The organism is Formosa agariphila KMM 3901, assembly GCF_000723205.1.
GTDB lineage: Bacteria > Bacteroidota > Bacteroidia > Flavobacteriales > Flavobacteriaceae > Formosa > Formosa agariphila.
This window is the reverse complement of the sequence record NZ_HG315671.1, coordinates 798,888-822,798: the sequence shown is the minus strand read 5'-3', so window position 1 is coordinate 822,798 and position 23,911 is coordinate 798,888. Positions and strand designations below refer to the sequence as shown.

The 23,911-nt window shown below is 34.4% G+C and carries 18 protein-coding genes; 5 read left to right on the top strand and 13 right to left on the bottom strand.

Annotation, left to right across the window (positions count from 1 at the left end):
* Positions 1-58: 58 nt before the first annotated feature.
* The 4 genes from BN863_RS03555 to BN863_RS03540 form a co-directional block, all read right to left on the bottom strand.
* Positions 59-1,216 (bottom strand): MFS transporter, encoded by a 1,158-nt coding sequence (locus tag BN863_RS03555; RefSeq protein ID WP_038527627.1) that lies wholly within the window; start codon positions 1,214-1,216, stop codon positions 59-61.
* A gap of 105 nt (positions 1,217-1,321) precedes the next feature.
* Positions 1,322-3,139, bottom strand: coding sequence for a cytochrome-c peroxidase (locus BN863_RS03550; protein ID WP_038527625.1), 1,818 nt, complete (start codon positions 3,137-3,139; stop codon positions 1,322-1,324).
* A 15-nt stretch (positions 3,140-3,154) separates the two neighbouring features.
* Positions 3,155-4,702 carry a PhoX family protein gene (locus tag BN863_RS03545; protein WP_038527623.1) on the bottom strand — a complete coding sequence of 516 codons (1,548 nt, stop codon included), beginning with the start codon at positions 4,700-4,702 and terminating at the stop codon, positions 3,155-3,157.
* 399 nt (positions 4,703-5,101) lie between these two features.
* Entirely contained in the window at positions 5,102-8,551 is a 3,450-nt protein-coding gene (locus tag BN863_RS03540; RefSeq protein ID WP_038527621.1) for a methylmalonyl-CoA mutase family protein, read from the bottom strand.
* Positions 8,552-8,696: 145 nt separating this feature from the next.
* Here BN863_RS03540 and purU point away from each other — a divergent pair, with 145 nt between their 5' ends.
* Positions 8,697-9,551 (top strand): formyltetrahydrofolate deformylase, encoded by an 855-nt coding sequence (purU, locus tag BN863_RS03535; RefSeq protein WP_038527618.1) that lies wholly within the window; start codon positions 8,697-8,699, stop codon positions 9,549-9,551.
* On the opposite strand, the gene BN863_RS03530 is transcribed toward purU, so the two are convergent.
* A complete protein-coding gene (locus BN863_RS03530) occupies positions 9,548-10,120 on the bottom strand; it encodes a hypothetical protein (protein ID WP_038527616.1) in 573 nt (190 codons plus the stop codon). The genes purU and BN863_RS03530 overlap by 4 nt on opposite strands.
* A gap of 183 nt (positions 10,121-10,303) precedes the next feature.
* Between BN863_RS03530 and BN863_RS03525 the strand changes: the two genes are divergently transcribed.
* The 3 genes from BN863_RS03525 to BN863_RS03515 all read left to right on the top strand — a co-directional run bounded on the left by BN863_RS03525 (position 10,304) and on the right by BN863_RS03515 (position 11,698).
* The gene (locus BN863_RS03525; RefSeq protein ID WP_084817455.1) at positions 10,304-11,053 is read left to right on the top strand and encodes a DUF4197 domain-containing protein; all 750 of its coding nucleotides are present in this window, start codon (positions 10,304-10,306) and stop codon (positions 11,051-11,053) included.
* Positions 11,054-11,211: 158 nt separating this feature from the next.
* Positions 11,212-11,415, top strand: coding sequence for a Lacal_2735 family protein (locus BN863_RS03520; protein WP_038527611.1), 204 nt, complete (start codon positions 11,212-11,214; stop codon positions 11,413-11,415).
* A 79-nt stretch (positions 11,416-11,494) separates the two neighbouring features.
* On the top strand, positions 11,495-11,698 hold the full coding sequence (locus BN863_RS03515; RefSeq protein ID WP_038527609.1) for a Lacal_2735 family protein: 204 nt from the start codon (positions 11,495-11,497) through the stop codon (positions 11,696-11,698).
* Here BN863_RS03515 and BN863_RS03510 read toward each other — a convergent pair.
* The 8 genes from BN863_RS03510 to BN863_RS03480 all read right to left on the bottom strand — a co-directional run bounded on the left by BN863_RS03510 (position 11,695) and on the right by BN863_RS03480 (position 22,503).
* On the bottom strand, positions 11,695-12,486 hold the full coding sequence (locus BN863_RS03510) for an ABC transporter substrate-binding protein (protein WP_038527607.1): 792 nt from the start codon (positions 12,484-12,486) through the stop codon (positions 11,695-11,697). The genes BN863_RS03515 and BN863_RS03510 overlap by 4 nt on opposite strands.
* Positions 12,487-12,492: 6 nt before the next feature.
* Positions 12,493-13,311 carry an orotidine-5'-phosphate decarboxylase gene (gene pyrF / locus BN863_RS03505; protein ID WP_038527605.1) on the bottom strand — a complete coding sequence of 273 codons (819 nt, stop codon included), beginning with the start codon at positions 13,309-13,311 and terminating at the stop codon, positions 12,493-12,495.
* 78 nt (positions 13,312-13,389) lie between these two features.
* Positions 13,390-14,466 (bottom strand): peptide chain release factor 1, encoded by a 1,077-nt coding sequence (prfA, locus tag BN863_RS03500; protein WP_038527603.1) that lies wholly within the window; start codon positions 14,464-14,466, stop codon positions 13,390-13,392.
* A gap of 264 nt (positions 14,467-14,730) precedes the next feature.
* Entirely contained in the window at positions 14,731-17,286 is a 2,556-nt protein-coding gene (locus BN863_RS03495) for an adenosylcobalamin-dependent ribonucleoside-diphosphate reductase (protein ID WP_038527602.1), read from the bottom strand.
* 192 nt (positions 17,287-17,478) lie between these two features.
* Positions 17,479-18,444, bottom strand: a complete 966-nt coding sequence (locus tag BN863_RS03490) for a DUF3078 domain-containing protein (RefSeq protein ID WP_038527599.1) — start codon at positions 18,442-18,444, stop codon at positions 17,479-17,481.
* Positions 18,445-18,488: 44 nt separating this feature from the next.
* Complete coding sequence (locus BN863_RS03485) at positions 18,489-19,670, bottom strand: AIR synthase related protein (protein ID WP_038533080.1); 1,182 nt, start codon at positions 19,668-19,670, stop codon at positions 18,489-18,491.
* Positions 19,671-19,838: 168 nt separating this feature from the next.
* Complete coding sequence (locus tag BN863_RS18440; RefSeq protein ID WP_158408962.1) at positions 19,839-19,994, bottom strand: hypothetical protein; 156 nt, start codon at positions 19,992-19,994, stop codon at positions 19,839-19,841.
* 322 nt (positions 19,995-20,316) lie between these two features.
* On the bottom strand, positions 20,317-22,503 hold the full coding sequence (locus BN863_RS03480) for a glutamine synthetase III family protein (protein WP_038527597.1): 2,187 nt from the start codon (positions 22,501-22,503) through the stop codon (positions 20,317-20,319).
* Positions 22,504-22,693: 190 nt separating this feature from the next.
* Between BN863_RS03480 and BN863_RS03475 the strand changes: the two genes are divergently transcribed.
* The gene (locus BN863_RS03475; protein WP_038527595.1) at positions 22,694-23,716 is read left to right on the top strand and encodes a glutamine synthetase beta-grasp domain-containing protein; all 1,023 of its coding nucleotides are present in this window, start codon (positions 22,694-22,696) and stop codon (positions 23,714-23,716) included.
* Positions 23,717-23,911 lie beyond the last annotated feature (195 nt).

The following is a 23,911-nucleotide window of genomic DNA, read 5'->3' as shown; positions in this document are numbered from 1 at the left end:
TCGGGATTTTTATTATATGCTAATCTGTATATCTCTTTAAGAGCATACATCTTTAGTTTTAAACTCGTTTTTTGTAAAGCAGATGAACCACTAAAATCAAAATAGAAAGTACCAATCCTAAAACAGAAACACCTATCCATTTGTAATGTTCCCAAGCCAAGGCACCTAAGGTTGTCCCGATAGCACCACCTATAAAAAAGGACACCATATAAATAGTATTAACACGGTTTCGTCCTTCCGGATTTCTAGAAAATATTATATTCTGATTGGTAATATGAAGCGCTTGCATACCTAAATCGACTAAAATCACACCCACAATTAAGCCAAAAATTGAATGTCCGGACACAAGAAAAACACCCCAAGACACAATTAAAAGTAATGTTGAAAATAGAATAATACGGTTCTTTGGTAATTTATCATTCAGTTTTCCTACCACGGTTGCACCCAATGCGCCTACCATTCCTAACAATCCGAATAATCCAGTAATGGTACTTCCGTACCCAAATTCATCTTCCATTAAGAAAACTAAAGTTGTCCAGAACACACTTAAACCCGCAAAAGACAACGCGCCTCGAAGCGATGCCAAGCGTAATTCTGGTTCGGTTTTAAAATAGAATACAATAGACTGAAACAAATCTTTATAAGTTCCTTTAAAATCAGGATTTAGTCTTGGTAACTTAAACCGAAGTAAAACAAAGAGTAAAACCATTAAGGCGGTCGCCCCAAAATACATGGTTCGCCAACCAAATTGTTCTCCTATAAAACCACTAATAACACGACTTCCTAAAATCCCGATTAATAAACCACTCATTACAATACCAATAGCTCGGCCACGGCCTTTATCGTCGCTTAACTGTGCGGCCATAGGCACAAAAAGCTGGGGCAACGAAGACGTGAAACCGATAAAAAAACTACTTACAATAAGCACCCAAAGGGAACCTGCTGTAGCGGCCACTAATAATGAAATGACCATAAGTATAAAATCGAATTGTAATATTTTATGGTTCGATAATTTATCGCCTAACGGCACAATAAAAAATAAACCAAAGGCATACCCCAACTGTGTGCTCAATGCCACATGACTGACTTGAGATTCTGTCACACCAAAATCTACGGCTATTTGATGTAGCAACGGCTGGTTGTAGTACAAATTTGCAACTACTAAACCAGCCGAAAAGCTCATTAAATATAATACTGAATTACTAAGTTTATTCATGGTATATAATATGAGACCAAATTAAGCAAAAATTGACCATTTGAATATCTCTATACCTACAGAATTATAACTTAAATACGCTTAAGACGAATTACAAATCGCATACTATTCATTCCTAGTATTAAAATCGGCATCGGTTAGTGTTTTCATAAAAGCAACTAAACTCGCCTGTTCCGATTCAGATAAATCTAAAGAATCAAAAGGTAAGGTTTGATACTCTTCTTGTATACCAATCCCTTTTCCGCCTCCACGATTATAAAAATCGACCACTTCTTCTAATGTATTATACACGCCATTATGCATATAAGGCGCCGTTTTTTCTATGTTACGTACAGTGGGTGTTTTAAAAAAGTGTTCCCGTTCCTTAGTTTTATAAAAATTATAACGCCCCAAGTCTGTACTTACAATAGCATTAATAGTATCGTTATTTTCAGGAACTCCTAATAACTCTAATTCAGTATCGGTGTAGTTTGGAGGTACCGTGCCGTTAAATAATGGTGGAAAATGGCAAGTTGCGCAAACCGCTTTACCCATAAATAAATTGAATCCGTCTTTTTCTTCTTGCGTTAGAGAATGCTCTAATCCATTAATATTTTTATCGAATTTAGAATCGAAACTATTTAATGTACGGACGTAAGATGCTATGGCATGTCTTATATTATATTCTACTCTGTCGTTATTATATAAAGTTGTTATTGAGGTTTTATACTCTGAATTATGCATTACGCGATTCACTAAAGAATCCATAGGTAAATTAAATTCGTCATGATTTTCGGCAACGCCCACAACTTGCCCTTCTAAACTACCTGCTCGCCCATCCATAAAAAAAGATTGTTGGTATGCGGCATACGTTAAGGTTGGAGAGTTTCGTGTTTGTCTGTTATCGAAAGTTTTTCTTCCATCTGTAAATGCTAAATCTGAAACATGACAACTTGCACACGCCATCGTCTTATTTTTAGACAATAATTTGTCGTTGAATAACTGCTTCCCAAATTCTGCCTTTTCTTTAAGCTTTAAAGTATCACTTTTATAATCTGTAAAATATGAAACATTTAATGTGTTCTCACCAAAAAGAGATGTCGCGTTGTTAGTTAAAGCCATTTCGAAAGGAAATGTCACCTGCCAATCATCTTGAGTTTGTACTAATAATTTTAGTTGATTATCGGTATGGTTTTTAATAAAATTGAAGCGGTCAAAACTTTCAAAATCGTGATTTAAAGTAGCTATTGCGTTTTCGAAAGACGACTTTAAGTCGTTATAAATAGCTTCCGAAGAAAATTCATCTTTAAAAACGTCTACTACATACAATAATGTCTTATAGGTATACTGACTTTCTGTTAAGGATTGCCCCAATACAGGAGAATCGAAACCTGTAATTCCTGTAGTTGCAATCCGAACTACTTGGTTTCTCAATAACCAAATAATGTGATAATCCTTTAGTGCGATTGCCGTATTTCCTTGGATTAATTTTAGTCGACTACTAGTCATTTTAACCACCTGGTGTAATGCCAAAGTATCTAAAGGTTCTTCATGAAGTAACTCTTCAATAACTTGAAATCCGAAAGGTGTTCTAATTTTAATATCTGTGGCATCTTCCTCTAGCACTTGCAAGATATTTGGTGCATTTAATGACTTATAATTGTTTTGGTCTACAAATGCCAAAATAGGCTCTAAAGCTTTAAAGTGATGTCTTGCACTTTTATAAGCTTCAATTTTATCTGATGTAGAATTTAAAGTTGAAATAGAATCTAAAGCAAGAACACTTTGCTCGATTTCAGATGTGAAAAAATTTAAAATGTGCTCGTTAGTCGTTAACTGCTGATTTACAGTGTCAGGCTGTTTTTTACACCCCATTTGCATGAAAAGCAAAAGACATATACCTATAGTATATGTCTTAGCTTTCATAAATAATATGTTATTCATGAATTTATTTTTATCTTATCTTTCTAATCCAGTTATTTTGAATAAAACAGAACCTTCGTTAGTAGCAGTCGCTCCTTCTAAAACTGAATTTGCTTTTGGGTCTGTAAAAAATGTTCCATCTGGAGCATTCCAACCATGGTTTTGAGTCATTACCATAAAAGTGTTTTCACCATTATTTACAACATCTGTAACATCAATCATTCCTGTAATTTCCCACATTGAAGATGCTGTACCGTAACCTATAGATTCTGCATAGTCTTGGTCGCATTCTAAAACAGTTTTAATTTCTCCTGTTGACAGGTTATACTGATATAATTTTGCAAAACCAGAAATTGCTGAATTTAAAGATGCATAACCGTTCGGGTCTTCTTGAATGTATGCATAGTTTTCTGTAACTAAAATGTTATCTGGCGAGTGGAAACCATCTGCTTTACCACCTACAATATCTCCATCTAAAACACAAGTGATTTTAGCAGGGCCTGTTGGGTCTTCTTCATTTAAGACTACTTTATACACACGACCTAGTAAACTTCCTTTACCTACTAAATCTGCACTGTAACGTCCTGTTACACAAAAGTAGATTTCTCTTTGGTTAGCAGCAGAACCTCTTCTCCAGTCGATATCTTCTAATCTAGAGAATCCCATAACACCTTTAGCTTTAGCTTCAGCATCTAATAAATCGATTTGAGTTTCTTCTAATTCAACAAATTCTGCTTCGTATTCTGTTCCTTCAGCCATTTGCGCTTCAAAATCGATACCTGCACTTGTTACTTTTAATCCGTATAATTTACCATTATCGAAATTTCCACGGCTTCCTACATACATTCCTAATTGACCAGAAGGTACTGAATTGTCTGAATGGTCATCGCCAATAAAAACAACTGTTTTACTTGGATACGCATCTTTACCTATTGGCACAGCATTTTCTGTAGACCATTGTCCTAACTTAGGTAACATAATTGCAGTATCTGCATCATCGGCAGATTTGTAAGGATTTGTAGCAAATACACCTTTAGATGAACCTCCCCATTCTCCTCCTGAAAGATATAATGGTCCGAAACCATGCTCTTCTTGAGTAATTAAAGTTCCTGAACATTGTGCAGTAAATGCCGTTGCGAACGCATTCACAATATAATCACCATGTATAGGTTGTAAATCGGAGTTTAATTTTATGCGTGCAATAGAATAATCGCCTTCAATATTGTTTATTAATGTAAAGCTACCATCATTTTCTGCTAATAATCCAGCACCATCTGCAAGAGAACCGTATACGAAATCTGGAGTGCTTTCTAATCTATCTTCAGAAGATAAAATAGTTGTAATGTTAATTGATGAGAATGCACTTTCTACTTTTAATAAGTTTGGCGTTTTTGATTCGGTTAAAGGAATTAAGTCTTCAAGCGTTAAATCTTCTCCGTCTTCACCATCTTCTCCGTCTACACCGTCTGCTCCATCTACGCCATTAACACCATCTTTTCCATCTTCAACATCACAGCTTACTACTAATGTGCTGGTTGCTGTTAGTACAAATGATAAAAGAAAAATTCTAATAATTTTGTTCATAATTTAAAGTTTAAGTTGATTTTTAGTTGTGAACAAATCTATTATTAGCACCGTGGAATCTTGTTACCTAAGTAAGGTAGTTTGGTTAATATATCGCTATCTAAATGTTACCTGCATTAACACAACATTACCGGATTAACGGAAAACACACGCTAATATTAATTGAAAATTAATCACGCTTTTTAAAGTGTAATGCCCCATAGAATTTCTGTACTTTTTAACACGCTTATAATAATCCAATTAACTGTTGTATAAATACTTTTTTAATAGTGGACTATGGAATTCACTTAAAGCCTCATGATTCTATTTAATAAATCGCGTTTTTAAACCTTTTAAAACACAAAAAACCTCAAATCGGATAGATTTGAGGTTTTTCACAGGATTAATTATACTTTACTATTACATGTTTCTTCGGTATTGTCCGCCCACTTCGAATAATGCTTCTGTAATTTCTCCTAAAGAACATACTTTACACACATCCATTAAGGCTTCAAAAATATTTTCGTTATGAATAGCTTTATGCTGCAGGTCCTTCAACAATTCCGCAGTATCATTTCCTTTATGAAGATTTTCTAATGTTTTAATCTGAAATTGTTTCTCTTCTTCCGTCGCACGAATCACTTCTTTTGGAATCACTGTTGGCGATCCTTTAGAACTTAAGAAGGTATTTACACCAATAATAGGGAAATCGCCATTGTGTTTCAAGGTTTCGTAATACAAACTTTCTTCTTGTATTTTACTACGCTGATACATGGTTTCCATAGCACCTAAAACGCCACCACGTTCGGTAATTCTGTCGAATTCTAACAGCACAGCTTCTTCGACTAAATCGGTTAGCTCTTCAATAATGAAAGACCCCTGAATTGGATTTTCATTTTTAGCTAATCCTAATTCTTTGTTTATAATTAACTGAATGGCCATAGCACGACGCACCGATTCTTCGGTTGGTGTGGTAATCGCTTCATCGTAAGCATTGGTGTGTAAAGAATTACAATTATCGTAAATCGCATACAATGCTTGAAGACTGGTACGAATGTCGTTAAAATCGATTTCCTGAGCATGTAAACTACGTCCAGAGGTCTGAATATGATATTTCAGCATTTGAGCTCTTGAGTTGGCGCCGTATTTTAATTTCATCGCTTTAGCCCAAATTTTACGCGCTACACGTCCGATTACCGAATATTCTGGGTCGATACCATTAGAGAAAAAGAACGATAAGTTTGGTCCGAATTTATTAATATCCATCCCACGACTTAAATAGTACTCGACATACGTAAATCCGTTAGACAATGTTAATGCCAATTGCGTGATGGGGTTGGCGCCTGCTTCGGCAATATGATAGCCAGAAATAGACACCGAATAAAAGTTACGTACATTATTATCGATAAAATACTCTTGTACATCTCCCATTAAACGCAATGCAAATTCTGTAGAAAAGATACAGGTGTTTTGCGCTTGGTCTTCTTTTAAAATATCGGCTTGCACCGTACCACGAACTTGAGCAATTGTTTTGGTTTTAATATCTAAATACACATCGGCAGATAATACTTCGTCTCCGGTTACTCCTAAAAGCATTAAACCTAATCCGTTATTTCCTTCAGGAAGTGCTCCATTATATGTTGGACGTTCTACGCCTTTAGCTTTATAAATGGCATCTATTTTAGCTTCAATATCTTCAACTAAATCATGCTCCTTAATATATAACTCACATTGCTGATCGATGGCCGCATTCATAAAAAAGCCAAGTAACATGGGCGCAGGACCATTAATCGTCATACTTACAGACGTCATGACATCGGCTAAATTAAAACCAGAATATAGTTTTTTAGCATCGTCTAAACAACAAATACTGACTCCGGCATTACCAATTTTTCCATAAATATCTGGACGTAAATCGGGATCGTTACCATATAGCGTCACACTATCGAATGCTGTAGATAAGCGTTTTGCAGGTAACCCAGCACTTACATAATGAAAACGACGGTTGGTACGTTCTGGTCCGCCCTCTCCTGCAAACATACGTGCAGGGTCTTCACCGGTACGTTTAAACGGATACAGACCTGAAGTATACGGGAATTCTCCAGGCACATTTTCTTGTAAACACCAACGTAAAATATCGCCCCAAGCTTGATACTTTGGCAAAGCGACTTTTGGGATTTGTAAATGTGAAAGTGACTCGGTATGTGTCTCTATTTTTATTTCCTTATCTCTGACTTTAAAGGCATAAATCGGATTTTTGTATGTATTGACTTTAGCATCCCAACCGGTAATAATTTCCCAGTTATACGGATCTAAATTTAATTTTACGCGATCGAATTCAGCAATAAGCATTTTAATGAAATCTGTTTTATCTTCGTGAACTTCCTTCAGGATTTCATCTTGATCAAGCCCTAGTTTTCCAATGAAAGACTTTTCGACTGCGCTCAAAGTGACATCTCCTACAGAACAGATTGTTTTATAAATCCCGTATAATTTCTGAGCCACTACAACCTGATTTTCGGCTGTTTTATCGTACCCCCGATTATTTTCAGCAATTTCAGATAGGTAACGTGTTCTTGAAGGCGGAATGACATAAATCTTCTCACTCATTTCTTTCGAAATCGAGATACTAGTTTTTAAATCGGCATCTAATTTTTCCACCAATCCATCCATCACAGCTTTGTACAGCGTGTTCATCCCTGGATCGTTAAATTGGGAAGCTATTGTTCCGAATACCGGCATGGTATCTGGATCTGCGTGCCACATATTATGGTTACGCATATATTGTTTTTTTACATCGCGAATGGCATCTAAAGCCCCACGTTTATCGAATTTATTAATCGCCACTAAATCGGCAAAATCTAACATATCGATTTTTTCTAACTGTGTCGCCGCTCCAAATTCAGGAGTCATCACGTATAACGACAAGTCGCTGTGTTCTATAATTTCTGTATCGGATTGTCCAATCCCAGAGGTTTCTAAAATGATTAAATCGTATTCGGCGGCTTTTAAAACTTCAACCGCTTCATTTACATGTTTAGACAGTGCTAAGTTAGACTGACGTGTAGCCAAACTACGCATATACACACGAGAATTGTTTATGGCATTCATTCGGATTCTATCGCCTAAAAGTGCTCCTCCAGTTTTTCGTTTTGAAGGATCTACAGAAATTAATCCGATGGTTTTCTCTGGGAAATCTATAAGAAAACGACGTACCAACTCATCGACTAAAGACGATTTACCAGCACCTCCTGTTCCTGTAATTCCCAGCACAGGAACCTCTTTTCCTGTGTTCTCCAAAGGAGAAAAGCTTGCTTCGAACAAGTCATGAGCATTTTCAGCAAAAGAAATTAACCTCGCAATGGTTGTTACATCTTTATCTTTTAAAGATTCTGATATTTCTTTCCCTTTAGGAAGGATTAAAGATGGACTTTTAAAATCTGACTGCTTAACCAAATCGTTAATCATCCCTTGTAAACCTAGTTCCCGTCCGTCGTCTGGCGAATAGATTCTGGTAATACCATAATCCATAAGTTCTTTAATCTCTGAAGGTAAAATTACACCACCTCCGCCACCGAAGATTTTAATATGTCCCGCTCCTCTTTCCTTCAAAAGGTCGAACATGTATTTAAAATATTCGTTATGTCCGCCTTGATATGAGGTTAAGCAAATGGCATTCGCATCTTCTTGAATGGCTGTATTCACCACTTCATCTACACTACGGTCGTGCCCGAGATGAATAACTTCTACTCCAGTAGACTGGATGATGCGACGCATGATGTTTATAGATGCATCGTGCCCATCAAAAAGGGACGCTGCGGTTACTATTCGTACTTTATATGTTGGCTTGTAAGGTTCTATTTGTTTCATTTTCAATAAAAACTATTTAATTGAGCGGCAATTTACGGAATATTCAAAAAAAACTAAGATTTAAGTTAATTTATCTAAAATGTTTTCAATTCGTGTGTAGATATTTTATTCTGAGTATTTTTACAGACTTTTAGAACCAAATTTAATGAATAAGATCACGCTTTTAATGCACTGCAACGACCAATCTGGGATTATTGCAGCTGTATCTAATTTTATCGCTCAGCAAGGAGGGAACATCGTATATATTGATCAACACGTAGACCGTGAACAAAATATCTTTTTTATGCGTCTAGAATGTGAGTTCGATAACAACATCCTAGATTTAGAAGATTTAAAAGATACGTTTAAAAACGGATTGGCTAAACAGTTTGTAATGAAGTGGCGCATTTACACGTCTGAAGTGCAACCTAAAATGGCCCTATTTGTATCTAAGTACGACCACTGTTTATACGATATTTTAGGGCGTTATAAGTCGGGTGAATTAAATGCTGAAATTCCTTTTATTTTAAGTAATCATCTAGATTTAAAACCTATTGCCGATAGTTTTGATATTCCGTTTTACCACGTTCCTGTTACTAAAGACACAAAACCTGAAGCTGAAGCTAGACAATTAGAGTTATTAAAAAAGCACCAGATTAATTTTATAGTGCTTGCACGTTATATGCAGATAATCTCTCCTAAATTGATAAACGAATACCCAAATAAAATTATTAATATTCACCATTCGTTTTTACCTGCTTTTGTTGGCGCAAAACCATATCATTCGGCATATAAACGCGGTGTGAAAATTATTGGTGCAACGAGTCATTATGTTACCGAAGATTTAGATGCAGGTCCAATTATAGAGCAAGACGTAACGCGAGTTACGCATAACCATGCGATAGAAGATTTAATTGCAAAAGGACGTGATTTAGAAAAAATAGTTTTAGCGACAGCAATTAAACATCATATCAACCGAAAGGTTATGGTGTTTAATAATAAGACACTTATTTTTTATTAATTACAATGTTTCTGATCTAAAGCTGCTCTTAATAAATCCTGTAATTCAGGTTTACAGGATTGTTGTATATAGGTGAGTTGTAAATTGGACAAAAATGTTCTTAGAATATAAACTTGAACATCGGTGTCGTTTAATCGTAATAATTCATCTTGCCAAATTGAGAATAGTGACTCAATTAATTTTGAATTTTCGGCATAATTTAAATTTATCTGATAACACATGCTCTTAGCATAGCTTTTAAATAAAAGCGGATGATTTATTAAGCGTTTAAAATACTGGTGACTTTTAGCACGGACTTCATCTATAGAATTTATATCTGATGTATAATAATCGGTGATTATTTTTCCGCCCTTGGCTAAAAGAATAATAAATGCATTTTCTATATGGGCTTTATTATTTTCTATACTGTTATAATATACATCTAAACCAATATTAGTGTTTATAACCAGTACATCGCACTTAATCATATTTACTAAATAGGTTCTTAGCAGTATAACTTGTTCGTACGAGACTATAAGCTCTTTTTTATATCCTTTACTTGAAAAACTAACCAATTTTAACTGTATCATTTTCGTTTCTATTTTATAAAACTGAATAGTTTCAACACTTGCACTAAATCTACTTACTTAGTCATTTAAATTACGCATATCTGTAAGAAGTCCTCATTTTTTAACATCGAATTGGTATAAATTTATGCATTTTTATAAAATTATACACATATTTTTGCACCTCAAATCTTAAAAACAAACCTTTTGAAAAGAATTATTTTCACATGTTTACTGCTATCTGCACTAAACACTTCCGCTCAATCTTTGGGTGATTTAGTCAACTCCTTTAAAAAAGCAACATCATCTTCAGAATCCTCCTCATCAGAATCCACTTCGTTAATAAACCTATCTAATACCGATATTGCCGCAGGACTGAGAGAGGCTTTAAATTTAGGTATTGAAGATCAAGTAAATAAATTAACCCAAACCGACGGATTCTATAAAAATGACTTAGTTAAAATTATGTTACCCGACGAATTACAGAAAGTTGATGCGGGCTTGCGTAAAATGGGGCTAGGAGATTTAGCCGATGAAGGCATTAAAGTTTTAAACCGCGCCGCAGAAGATGCTGTAAAAGAAGCCACACCTATTTTTGTTGATGCTGTTAAAGACATTACTTTTAACGATGCCAAAAGCATTCTATTAGGTAATGACGATGCGGCAACAACTTATCTTACGTCTAAAACTCAAACTTCGCTTTACGAGAAATTTCACCCTGTAATAAACGAATCGTTTAGTAAAGTGGGCGCCGATAAAATTTGGAGCAGTTTAATTTCTAAATACAATAGTATGCCATTTGTATCTAAGGTAAATCCTGATTTAACAGATTATGTAACTACCGAAGCCTTAGATGGTGTTTATACAATGATAGCAGTAGAAGAAAAAGAAATTAGAGGCTCTACAGCAGCACGATCTACAGAACTATTACAATCTGTATTTAAATTACAAGATTAACCCCAAACGCATTAAAGATTTAAATATATCTTGTGTGTGCAAAGCATAAAAGTATCACTAAGAAATTAGTGATACTTTTTTTTTATAAAATTTTATGATTTAGAGTATAAGCGTTTCATTTTTTTTAATGTATATTTAAAACACTAAGTACCAATAAGATGAACAGAAGTATCCTCCTTAAAAAAAACCAGAAAAAGCTCAACAAACGTTATAAACAACTAATGGAGAGGGCGTACAATTTTCGCCAAACAGATGCTGCAATCAGTGATATTTCAGAATATCAAGCGATTAAACTTCTAAACAAAATTAATCGACTTAATTATTTGTATCGTGGTGATGCCAATCAATTACCAATGCAATAGAATATTATCATTTTATTAACTAAAACACCATATTCTTTGGCACGGTTTTTACATTAATGTTATAAACAATTATAATATTATGAAAAATCAATTCAGTAAAGTAGGACAAGTAAAACCAAACTTAAAAAAGATATTAAAGGTTGAAGAATTACAAAATCTTTATAAATCTTTTGTTGAAGAAGCCTACAATGTGATGCAAACCGATGGTAGTTTAAGTGACTATTTATATTTTGAAGCTTCGAAGTTAGAACAAGAATTAATTCGTGTTAAAGCTAATAACTAACGGTACATTTCGCTGAGCGTTTTAAAATAGACGTACGCCTTTTGTAATCGAGACCCATACCAAGAGAACATTTCTCCATCTACTAAAACAACTTTGGAATTTGGAAAATACGTTTTTACTTCGTTAATATGGTTTTCTTTAAACGGATAAGGCTCACTCGACAAAAACACCAAATCTGGTGAAGTTTTCATGGTATCTAAATCAATCTCTGGATAACGGTCTCGTGTTGAAAATATGTTATCTAATTTATTTTCTATTAATAAATGATTGATAAATGTATGATTAGCAGCAACCATCCACGGTGATTTCCATATAAAGTAAGCAACAGTTTTTAAAGGTTTTATGGCTATAAAATCTTCAAATTCGGCCTTACTTTTTTTTATGCCTTGTATTATACTATTGGCTTGTATTGACGTGTTAAAAAGTTCGGCATACATATTAATTAATTCTAAGCTATCGTTTAGCGTATAAATATCTGATATATGAACAGGCGCTATGTGCTCCAATTCAGTAATCATGTCTTTCGCATTTTCCTCCTTATTACATAGAATAATATCAGGATTTAAAGCTCTAATTTTATCGTAGTTGACTTGTTTTGTACCACCAACACTTGTTTTTGAAGCTAGTAAATGTGTGGGATTCACACAAAATTTGGTCACCCCTACAATTGAATGTTCTAATCCTAAATCGCATAGTAATTCTGTCTGACTTGGCACTAAAGATACAATCCGTTTAGGCACAGCATCTAAGGAAATTGTGCGTTTTAATTGATCTTTATAGACAGGCACGTTTAACTAGTTTGCGTTTAAAATTACTTCCATATCTTGCTGTAAGCACTTTGCACTTTTAGCAGCTGCTTCTGCAAAATCGGCTCCGTTAGATGCATAAATAATGCCGCGAGATGAATTTATTAATAAGCCAATAGTATCGGTCATACCGTATTTACAGACCTCTTGTAAACTTCCACCTTGAGCACCTACACCAGGAACTAATAAAAAACTCTCTGGAATAATTTTTCTTATATCTGTTAAGAATTCTGCTTTAGTAGCACCAACAACATACATTAAGTTTTCTGAGTTCTCCCATGTTTTAGAGGTTTCTAAAACTTGTTTATACACTTCTTTCCCATCAATGGTTTTCGTTTGAAAATCGAAAGCACCTTGATTAGACGTTAATGCTAAAAGAATGGTATGTTTATCTTTAAACGCTAAAAATGGTTCTACAGAATCTTTCCCCATATAAGGTGCAACAGTAACACTGTCGAATGCTAGATCTTCAAGAAAAGCTTTAGCATACATGCTGCTTGTATTCCCAATATCGCCACGTTTTGCATCGGCAATAGTAAATATTTCCGGGTGATTTTCGTTTAAATAGGTTATCGTTTTCTCTAAAGCTTTCCACCCTTTTAAACCATAAGCTTCGTAAAAAGCAGTGTTCGGTTTATAAGCCACACATAAATGATGTGTTGCATCTATAATCGCTTTATTAAACTCGAAGATGGGATCTTCTGTTTCTAATAAATGCTTTGGAATTTTATTTAAATCGACATCTAATCCAATAGTTAAAAATGATTTTTTTAATCGGATTTGCTCTATAAGTTCTTGTGTAGTCACGTTTAAATACTTTAAATTTTGAAATGCTTAAATTGCAATTTAATATAAAAAAAGCCTCTAAAAGAAGAGGCTAAAAGTTTAGATTACATCGTCGTTAGCTTTTAACTTTTCAGTGTTTTCAGCCAATTGTAATTCATCTATTATTTTCTGAATATCTCCATTTACAATATTTCCAAGATCGTAAAGTGTTAATCCAATTCTATGATCGGTTACACGACCTTGCGAATAATTGTAGGTTCTAATTTTAGCACTTCTATCTCCAGAAGTAACCATAGTACCACGTTTTTCGGCATCGGCAGCATTCTTTTTCGCCAATTCCATTTCGTATAAACGCGAACGTAATACTTTAAATGCTTTTTCTTTATTTTTATGTTGAGACTTCTGATCTTGACATTGCGCCACTAATCCTGTTGGTATGTGTGTTAAACGCACTGCCGAATATGTTGTGTTTACCGATTGACCTCCTGGACCTGAAGAACAGAAAAAATCGACTCTTACTTCTTTCGGATTAATTTCAATATCAAACTCTTCTGCTTCTGGGAATACCATTACTGTAGCCGCACTTGTATGTACACGCCCTTGAGTTTCTGTTTGTGGTACACGCTGAACACGGTGTACACCGGCTTCAAACTTTAAAGTACCATATACATCTTCACCTGAAACTTCAAACTGAATTTCTTTAAATCCACCGTTTGTTCCTTCACTATAATCTACTGTATCTACTTTCCAACCTCTACCTTCACAGTATTTAGTATACATTCTAAATAAATCTCCAGCAAAAATACTCGCTTCATCACCACCAGTTCCGGCACGTAATTCTACTACAGCATTCTTAGTATCTTCTGGATCTTTAGGAATAAGCATTACTTTTATTTCTTCTTCCAATTCAGGTATGCGAGATTTAGCTTCATCATATTGCATTTTGGCCATATCAACCATTTCTGCATCACTCCCATCCGCAATAATTTCTTCAGATTCTTTAATGTTTTCCGTTAAGGCAATGTACTCCTCACGCTTATCCATTAATCCTCTTAAGTCTTTATATTCCTTATTTAACTGTACATAACGCTTTTGATCTGTAATAATATCTGGCTGAATGATTAAATCACTAACCTCATCAAAACGTTGTTTTACTATTTGTAACTTGTCTAACATCTACCTTATTAAATTGTGGTGCAAAAATACGATAATTTATGAATACTCCATATCAATATTAAAGACATAATTTGATGTTGAAATTTAAAAATTCTTTTTTATTGAGATTTAAAGCGCCAATTAAAACACTCCTTTTTCTGCATCTACCTAAAATTATAAGAGTTTGAATTGACATGAATTACCTATAAAGTTTAAGTTTTATCCATAAAAAAAGCGAGGACAAACCTCGCTTTTTATACTAATATTGTTTAGTTAAATTACATCTTAACCACATTTAGAAGACCCACAATCTTTACAAGTAAGACAACCTTCTTGATAAATTAAATTTTCAGAATCACAGTTACTACACGTTTGTCCTTTAGCATGTGTACCATCGGCTACGAAACGTTTTAACGCTCTTACAACACCATTTTTCCAAGTATTAATAGATTCGCTATCTAATTGTAAACTGTTAATTAAGTCTACAATTTTATCGATTGGCATACCATGACGTAATGTACTAGAAATTAATTTTGCGTAATTCCAGAACTCAGGGTTGAATTTATGAGACAAGCCTTCGATAGTGGTTTTGTACCCTCTTTTATTTTGATATTGAAAATCGTAACGTGTTGTCCCGTCTTCATTTTTATTTTTAATAATTAATCCTTCATTTACCCAACGCGGAATTAATATTCCATCTTCATCGTCTGTTAAACCTGTAAAAACTTCGTAAGGCTTATCGTCTATTAAACCAATAAAGGCAATCCATTTTTCTTTATTATTCTGAAAACGTACTACATCGGCTTCTAGTGTATGAGGTCGTTTTGTAGGAAAAGTAGTTAACATGTCAATGTTTTCTTCCTCTTTCTTCTCGTCGTTAGAAATTAAAACTCCAGCACGAGATCCATCACGATATACGGTAACACCTTTACAACCAACTTCCCAAGCTTTTAAATATAACTGACCTACTAAATCTTCAGAAACATCGTTTGGTAAATTAATAGTTACACTAATTGAATGATCTACCCATTTCTGAACAGCACCTTGCATAGACACTTTACTTAACCAATCGACATCGTTTGATGTTGCTTTGTAGTAAGGCGATTTTTTAATTAATGCATCAATTTCTTCTTGTGAATAGTTTTTAGATAAATCTAAGCCGTTTACTTCCATCCATTCTTTAAAACGGTGGTGGAATACAACATATTCTTCCCACGAATCTCCAACCTCATCTACGAAATCTACACGTACATTTTTATCGTTCGGATTTACTTTACGTCTACGTTTGTAAACCGGCATAAACACAGGCTCGATTCCAGAACTTGTTTGCGTCATTAAACTTGTTGTTCCTGTTGGCGCAATTGTTAATAAAGCAATGTTACGACGACCGTACTCTAACATGTCGTAATACAATTTACTATCGGCTTCTTTTAAGCGTTGAATAAATGGATTATTTTTTTCTAATTCTGAATCGTAGACACCAAATGCCCCACGATCTTTTGCTGTATACACAGAAGCTCTATAGGCTTCAATTGCTAATTTTTTATGAACTTCAACAGAAAAAGCATTTCCTTCCTTACTTCCATAACGAATACCTAGCGCTGCTAACATATCACCTTCAGCAGTGATACCAATACCAGTTCTTCGCCCTTCTTCTGCTTTATGTTTAATATTTTCCCAAAGTTGTTTTTCTGTTGCTTTTACAACATCTAATTCTGGATCTGCAGCAATCTTAGCTAAAATACCATCGATTTTTTCTAATTCTAAATCGATAATGTCATCCATAATACGTTGCGCAACGGCAATATGTTTACTAAACTTTTCGAAATTAAAAGACGCATCCTTTGTAAAAGGTTTATCTACGTACGAAAATAAGTTGATTGCTAGTAAACGACAAGAATCATAAGGACATAATGGAATCTCACCACAAGGGTTAGTTGAAACGGTTTTGTATCCGAAATCAGAATAACAATCTGGCACAGATTCATTAATTATAGTATCCCAAAATAATATTCCTGGTTCTGCAGATTTCCATGCATTATGGACAATTTTTTTCCAAATACCATCTGCTTGAATTGTTTTTGTGAATTTTGGATTATCGCTGAAAATTGGATATTTCTGAGTGTATTCACCGTTTAATTTAACAGCTTTCATAAACTCATCATCTATACGTACAGATACATTTGCTCCTGTTACTTTACCTTGCTCTAATTTAGCATCTATAAAATCTTCTGAATCTGGATGATTTACAGATACCGACAACATTAATGCACCACGACGTCCATCTTGAGCAACTTCTCTAGTAGAATTTGAGTAACGCTCCATAAACGGTACAATACCCGTAGATGTTAATGCTGAATTTTTTACCGGAGAACCTTTTGGACGAATATGAGATAAATCGTGACCTACACCTCCACGACGTTTCATTAATTGTACTTGTTCTTGGTCGATTTTCATGATTCCTCCATAAGAATCTGAATCACCACTATTTCCTATTACAAAACAATTTGAAAGTGATGCAATTTGAAACGGGTTACCAATTCCTGCCATTGGACTTCCTTGAGGAACGATATATTTGAAATCTTTAATTAAATCGAAAATTTCTTCTTCAGATAATGGATTTGGATAACGAACTTCTATTCTAGCAATCTCTTTCGCTATTCTACGATGCATATCGTTTGGCGTTAACTCGTATATATTCCCATCGGAATCTTTAAGAGCGTATTTGTTTAACCAAACCCTTGCCGCTAAATCGTCGCCTTTAAAGTATTTTAAAGCCGCTTCGAAAGCTTCATCTTGTGTATAGGTTTTTCGTTGAATAGGTAAAGAATCTACATTCATTGTCTTGGAGATTTTTGTGATTACTAAAATAATTTTCAGACCACAAATATAGACAAGAATTCAACACAAATTGCAAAATAAAAATTTAAAAGTTTTCAACAATAAATCTTAAAAAATTAACTATCAAGCACTTAACTTTTTATCAACAATAAAAAGTTAACAAATAAAAATAATTTTATAAATGACTTATAATCAGAAATCAACAACAAAACCAACACCTAAAAGCTGTCTCCATTGTACTTTAGCACCGCCCTGTGCGTACTCGTCGGCGTCTTCATCTATAACAACTACAGTCTTAACATCGTTATCATATTTAAGCTGAGAACCTAAAGATGCTTTTATAAAGTTATTCACTTTAAAATCGACAAGGACTTCCCAATCGACATCAATGTTTCCAAAACTATTTAAATAGTCGGTATAAAAATTGGCTGTACTTTTTAACGAGACGTTTTTAGCCACATCCAATTCGTAATAATTGGTTACCAATATCCCTAGTTCCTCTCTTACCTTTTCTCCAGGCACCAATACATTACCTTCGTCATCATAAATTGCAGGACTAACACCAAAAGCTCCGGCATTTGCCAGATTTTCATCAAGTACAAACGTAGACTTAAAAGTTAAAGGAGACACATATAGCGATAAGCGTTTAATATCCTTACCGTATTCCATACCTCCCCCAAAAAACATATAACCTGGAGCCATAAATTTAGAAATCGGGTTAGAAGTATCGGGATAAGAATATCCGTTAGCAAATTGTGTTTTAAAATTTAAACGTGCAGAATAGTACCATTTAGAATTTTTAGACCGCCTATATCCTAAAGATGAATTTAACTCGAATAAGTCGTCTGTTTTCTTTAAAGGCTGACTCTCTTGCTGGTTAATACCATAACGTGAGTTAATACTACTACTCCACACAAAATCACGATACGTATAATCTAAAGTTGATTTAACACTTAAAATAGCAGAAATAGAATTACTACCCCCAGAACTCCAATTCACGAAAGCAACTTCGTTTAAATCGATACCTCCTTTGTTCTTGTTTTCCCACTTAGGTGTAGGTTCTACTACAATATTTTTTTTCTTTATATATAAGGAATCAGGTTGTGCAATAGAAAATTGAACAATAAAGCACAACAGAAAAAAAATATTATATTTCATACTAGTCTAATCTCTAACCTAATTTCAAAAAAAACTTCTATTTATTATTCATACTCAAACAATCCAAATTCACTCTTAATAGACAGACGTTTCTTTTCGGAAGCTTCTACGCGACCAATAATTTGTGCATCTACATTAAAAGATTTAGAAATGGCAATAATATCTTGTGCTACATCTGGAGACACATAAAGTTCCATACGATGTCCGCAGTTAAAAACTTGATACATTTCCTTCCACTCTGTTTTCGATTGTTCTTGAATCAATTTAAATAACGGAGGAATTGGAAATAAATTATCTTTAATAATATGAAATTGATTTACAAAGTGCAATATTTTAGTTTGCGCGCCACCAGAACAGTGAACCATACCATGAATATTCTCTTTATTATATTTCGATAAAATGGCTTTTATAATTGGCGCATACGTACGCGTTGGTGACAACACTAACTTCCCTGCATCTAATGGAGAACCTTCTACCTTATCGGTAAGTTTCATCTGACCAGAATACACTAAATCGCTAGGCACAGCAGCATCAAAACTTTCAGGGAATTTTTCAGCTAAGTAGTTGTGAAACACATCATGTCTAGCCGATGTCAATCCGTTACTACCCATACCTCCATTATACTCCTTTTCGTAAGTTGCTTGACCAAAAGATTCTAGTCCAACAATAACGTCTCCTTCTCTAATGTTAGCATTATCTATAACATCTTCACGTTTCATACGTGCAGTTACCGTAGAGTCTACTATAATAGTTCTAACCAGATCTCCAACATCGGCAGTTTCTCCACCTGTTGAATGAATAGTAACTCCAAAAGATTTTAAATCTTCGATTAATTCTTCGGTACCATTTATTATAGCCGACAAGACCTCTCCAGTAATCACATTTTTATTACGACCAATGGTTGAAGACAGCATGATGTTATCTGTAGCTCCCACACATAACAAATCGTCTATATTCATGATAAGCGCATCTTGAGCAATACCTTTCCAAACAGAAACATCTCCAGTTTCCTTCCAATACATATAAGCCAAAGCACTTTTAGTCCCGGCACCATCGGCATGCATAATTAAGCAATACGCTTCATCTTGCGATAAGTAATCTGGAACAATTTTACAAAATGCCTTAGGAAACAATCCTTTATCAATATTCTTTATTGCGTTATGAACATCTGATTTTGAAGCTGAAACTCCTCGTTGCGCATACCGCTTACTGACTTCTTGACTCATATGATTTTTTTGTTGAGAATGATTTACAAAAGTAAGCATTGTAAATTAGTTTTTTGGGATAATTTAAAGGAAAAAAAGAGGCATAAAAAAAATCTTCAAACATCCGTTTTAAGAGGACAATTGAAGATTTATAAATTGTTTTACTTAATTTTCTACTTGCGACACTTCTTATTTATAAAGGTGTGCTAGCGAATTTTCTGGCTGGGCTGGCTGCTCAATAATAGTTTCATTTACCGCACTTTTTTCCTGCGAATCACTTTCCGCTTGAGAAAAAACCAAAGTGGCAACTAAGAGCAACAGCACACTTACAACGAGCTGTTTCATAATTAAATTGTATAGATTAATAGCGATGTAAAGATATTGATTTTATATGTAATCTACTCTTGTGTGAACCCCTAATTATCGTCCGAATAACAAGTTTTCGATTAAGCACATTTATGACAGACAAAACGCATTCTTACTTACATAACCCTACCACCAATTGTAAGATTTTACTTTCCATAAATTTTGCCAAATCATCAAAATCCACACATATCGGAACCTAAAAACGGAGGTTCACCTTTTAAATTAAGCTTCATAAGGGCCGATATACTAAAAAAGCCACCCTTAACAGGCAGCTTTTTCTATACTATATATAATGTATATACTACTTAATAAAAAGTAGTTCTCTATACTTTGTTAATGGCCACAATTCATCATCTATCAATAACTCTAATTTATCGCAATGGTAGCGTATATCTGCAAACATTGGATTTATAACATATGAATAATCTAAAGCTTTCTTTTCTATATCTTCTTCCTTATTAATAGTACGCCTAGCATCAATCATTTTAGTGACTTTAGAATTTATGGATTCTATATGACTAGAAATATCTTCGATTAGTGCCAATTGTTCTTTTGCAACTGTTTTAAACGATGTACCATAAATTTCCTTTAACCCTTTTACGTTCTCTATTAAAATATTTTGATAACGCACTGCTGTAGGTACAATATGACTTCTAGAAATATCTCCTAACACCCGACTTTCAATTTGAATACGATGTATATAATCCTCCATTTCAATTTCATATCGTGCTACAGACTCAACCTTGTTCATAACACCTAATCCATCAAACAAATCTATAGTCTTCTTAGACACTCTAACTTTTAATGCCTCTGGTGTAGATTTATTATTACTCAATCCACGTTTCTTAGCTTCAACTTCCCAGGCTTCTCCGTACCCATTACCTTCAAAAAGAATGTTCTTAGACTTTTTAATATACTCACGCAGTACATTAAATATAGCATCGTCTTTCTTCATATCTTTCTTATCGATAAGCACATCTACTTCGTCTTTAAATTCAATAAGCTGTTTTGCAACAATAGAATTTAAAACTGTCATCGGGTTTGCACAATTCGCTTTAGACCCTACAGCTCTAAACTCGAATTTATTTCCTGTAAAAGCAAAAGGCGATGTTCTATTTCGATCTGTATTATCTAACATAATTTCAGGAATCTTTCCAACAACATTAAGCTTAAGCTCTGTTTTCTCTTCTGGTGATAATTTACCACTCGTTACGTTTTTAAGCTCTGTTAAAACTTTTGTTAATTGCTCGCCTATAAAAACAGAAATAATAGCAGGAGGCGCTTCGTTAGCCCCTAATCTGTGATCATTACTTGCAGATGCAATTACAGCTCGAAGTAATTCTTCATTATCGTGAACCGCTTTAATTGTATTGATAAAAAAGGTAAGAAACTGCAAATTACTCATTGGCGTTTTCCCTGGCCCCAACAAATTGACACCTGTATCTGTACTTAAACTCCAGTTATTATGTTTTCCAGAACCATTAACACCAGCAAAAGGCTTTTCGTGAAATAATACTTTAAAATGATGACGCTCTGCCGTTTTATGCATTAAATCCATCAATAATGAATTATGGTCTACTGCTAAATTAGCCTCCTCATATATAGGAGCTAATTCAAACTGATTTGGAGCCACTTCGTTATGACGTGTTTTTACCGGAATTCCTAACAGCATACATTCGTGTTCTAAATCACGCATAAAAGACATTGCTCGATTTGGAATCGTTCCGAAATAATGATCTTCTAACTGCTGTCCTTTAGCAGAAGAATGCCCTAATAATGTACGTCCTGTAGCAACAATATCTGGTCTAGAAGCCACTAGAGCTTTATCTATTAAAAAATATTCCTGCTCCCAACCTAAAGATGCATTTACTTTTTTTACATTCTTATCGAAATACTTACACACAGCTACCGCTGCACTGTCTACAGCCTGCAATGCTCTTAAAAGCGGAGTTTTATAATCTAAAGCTTCTCCTGTATACGATACAAATACTGTTGGAATACATAAGGTTGTTCCATAAATAAATGCAGGAGATGTTGGGTCCCAAGCTGTATACCCACGAGCTTCGAACATATTCCTAATTCCTCCGTTTGGAAAACTAGAAGCATCAGGCTCTTGTTGCACTAATTCTCCCCCACCAAATCGTTCTATAGCAGCACCTCCTCCAATAGTTTCAAAAAAGGCATCATGTTTTTCTGCCGTTGCACCAGTTAGTGGCTGAAACCAATGTGTATAATGCGTAACACCTTTAGTAATTGCCCATTCTTTCATTCCTGTAGAAATATGGTCTGCGATTAAACGGTCTATTTTAGACCCCTTTAAAATTGCTCCCATAACTTCATCAAAGGCTGTTTTATTTAGATACTGACGCATTGTAGATTCATTAAATACATTTGAACCAAAAATACTCGACCGTCTCTCCTTCTCCTCTAAGTACAAAGGAGTTCTATCTAAAGTCTGTTTTAAAGCATGAAATCTAAGTATCGCCATTCCTGTTATTTTTTTTACAAATATAAAAATTATAAGTCGTGTTTTTTAGCAAAAAACAAATACCCCTAAAAAAGACAGGGTATAACTAATAATTCCGTAAAAATTAAGAATCAACCCCACTATTTAACATGGTTACTGAAAATTTAATATTATATTTGTTTCTGACATTATTAACTATTATTAAAAAAATATGGCTAAGATTAAATTAGAGTACATCTGGTTAGATGGATACTTTCCAACTCAAAACTTGAGAAGTAAAACAAAAGTAGAAGAGCATGAAGATTTTAAAGGAACTTTAGAAGAGATCGGAAACTGGTCTTTTGATGGGTCTTCAACACGACAAGCTGAAGGAGGTTCTTCTGACTGTCTATTAGTCCCAGTCGCAATTTATCCAGATCCAGACCGTATTAATGGATGGTTAATTATGACTGAAGTTATGAATGCTGATGGAACTCCACACGTATCTAACGGTAGAGCTACAATTGATGATGATGATAATGATTTCTGGTTTGGTTTTGAGCAAGAATATTTCATCATGGATAATAAAACACAAAAACCTTTAGGATTCCCTATCGGTGGTTATCCTGCTCCTCAAGGAATGTATTACTGTTCTGTAGGTGGTAAAAACACTCACGGAAGAGACTTCGTTGAAGAACATGCTGATTTATGTATCGAAGCTGGTTTAAACTTTGAAGGAATTAACCAAGAGGTTGCTTCTGGACAATGGGAATACCAATTATTCGCTAAAGGTGCTAAGAAAGCTGGAGATGAAATTTGGATTTCTAGATACTTATTAGACCGTTTAACAGAAAAGTACGGATACTACATAGAATACCACCCAAAACCATTAGGTAAGGATATGGACTGGAATGGTTCAGGTATGCACGCTAACTTCTCTAACAGTATTTTAAGAACATGTGGAGATAAAGAAGTTTACGCAGCAATCTGTGAAGCTTTCAGACCAAGAGTAAAAGAACATATTGAAGTTTACGGTGAGTTTAACGACCAACGTTTAACAGGTTTACACGAAACAGCAGCTATTACAGATTTCTCTTGGGGAATTTCAGATAGAGGAGCTTCAATTCGTATTCCATTAATTGTAGTCGAAAAAGGCTGGAAAGGATGGTTAGAAGATAGACGTCCTGCTTCAAACGCAGATCCATACAAAATTGCAGCGGAAATTGTTACAACAGTTAAAGGTGCTAAATTATAATTTTTAAGTTAATTATTTCCTTTAAAAAGCCATCTGAATATGTTTCAGATGGCTTTTTTTTATACTCAATCTAAAGCAACTCCATGCTTAATTACACTTCAAAATGGAGTTGTCATTCTAAAATTTAAGTAAACGACGTCGTATTAAAAGGACTATGTTACAAAATATTTAAAGCACACAACTGTAAATAAGTAC

Bases quoted from the DNA above. Each gene is read 5' to 3' on its own strand.
- BN863_RS03555 (WP_038527627.1), bottom strand. From the start codon at position 1,216: ATGAATAAACTTAGTAATTCAGTATTATATTTAATGAGCTTTTCGGCT.
- BN863_RS03550 (WP_038527625.1), bottom strand. From the start codon at position 3,139: ATGAATAACATATTATTTATGAAAGCTAAGACATATACTATAGGTATA.
- BN863_RS03545 (WP_038527623.1), bottom strand. From the start codon at position 4,702: ATGAACAAAATTATTAGAATTTTTCTTTTATCATTTGTACTAACAGCA.
- BN863_RS03540 (WP_038527621.1), bottom strand. From the start codon at position 8,551: ATGAAACAAATAGAACCTTACAAGCCAACATATAAAGTACGAATAGTA.
- purU (WP_038527618.1), top strand. From the start codon at position 8,697: ATGAATAAGATCACGCTTTTAATGCACTGCAACGACCAATCTGGGATT.
- BN863_RS03530 (WP_038527616.1), bottom strand. From the start codon at position 10,120: ATGATACAGTTAAAATTGGTTAGTTTTTCAAGTAAAGGATATAAAAAA.
- BN863_RS03520 (WP_038527611.1), top strand. From the start codon at position 11,212: ATGAACAGAAGTATCCTCCTTAAAAAAAACCAGAAAAAGCTCAACAAA.
- BN863_RS03515 (WP_038527609.1), top strand. From the start codon at position 11,495: ATGAAAAATCAATTCAGTAAAGTAGGACAAGTAAAACCAAACTTAAAA.
- prfA (WP_038527603.1), bottom strand. From the start codon at position 14,466: ATGTTAGACAAGTTACAAATAGTAAAACAACGTTTTGATGAGGTTAGT.
- BN863_RS03495 (WP_038527602.1), bottom strand. From the start codon at position 17,286: ATGAATGTAGATTCTTTACCTATTCAACGAAAAACCTATACACAAGAT.
- BN863_RS03490 (WP_038527599.1), bottom strand. From the start codon at position 18,444: ATGAAATATAATATTTTTTTTCTGTTGTGCTTTATTGTTCAATTTTCT.
- BN863_RS03485 (WP_038533080.1), bottom strand. From the start codon at position 19,670: ATGAGTCAAGAAGTCAGTAAGCGGTATGCGCAACGAGGAGTTTCAGCT.
- BN863_RS18440 (WP_158408962.1), bottom strand. From the start codon at position 19,994: ATGAAACAGCTCGTTGTAAGTGTGCTGTTGCTCTTAGTTGCCACTTTG.
- BN863_RS03480 (WP_038527597.1), bottom strand. From the start codon at position 22,503: ATGGCGATACTTAGATTTCATGCTTTAAAACAGACTTTAGATAGAACT.
- BN863_RS03475 (WP_038527595.1), top strand. From the start codon at position 22,694: ATGGCTAAGATTAAATTAGAGTACATCTGGTTAGATGGATACTTTCCA.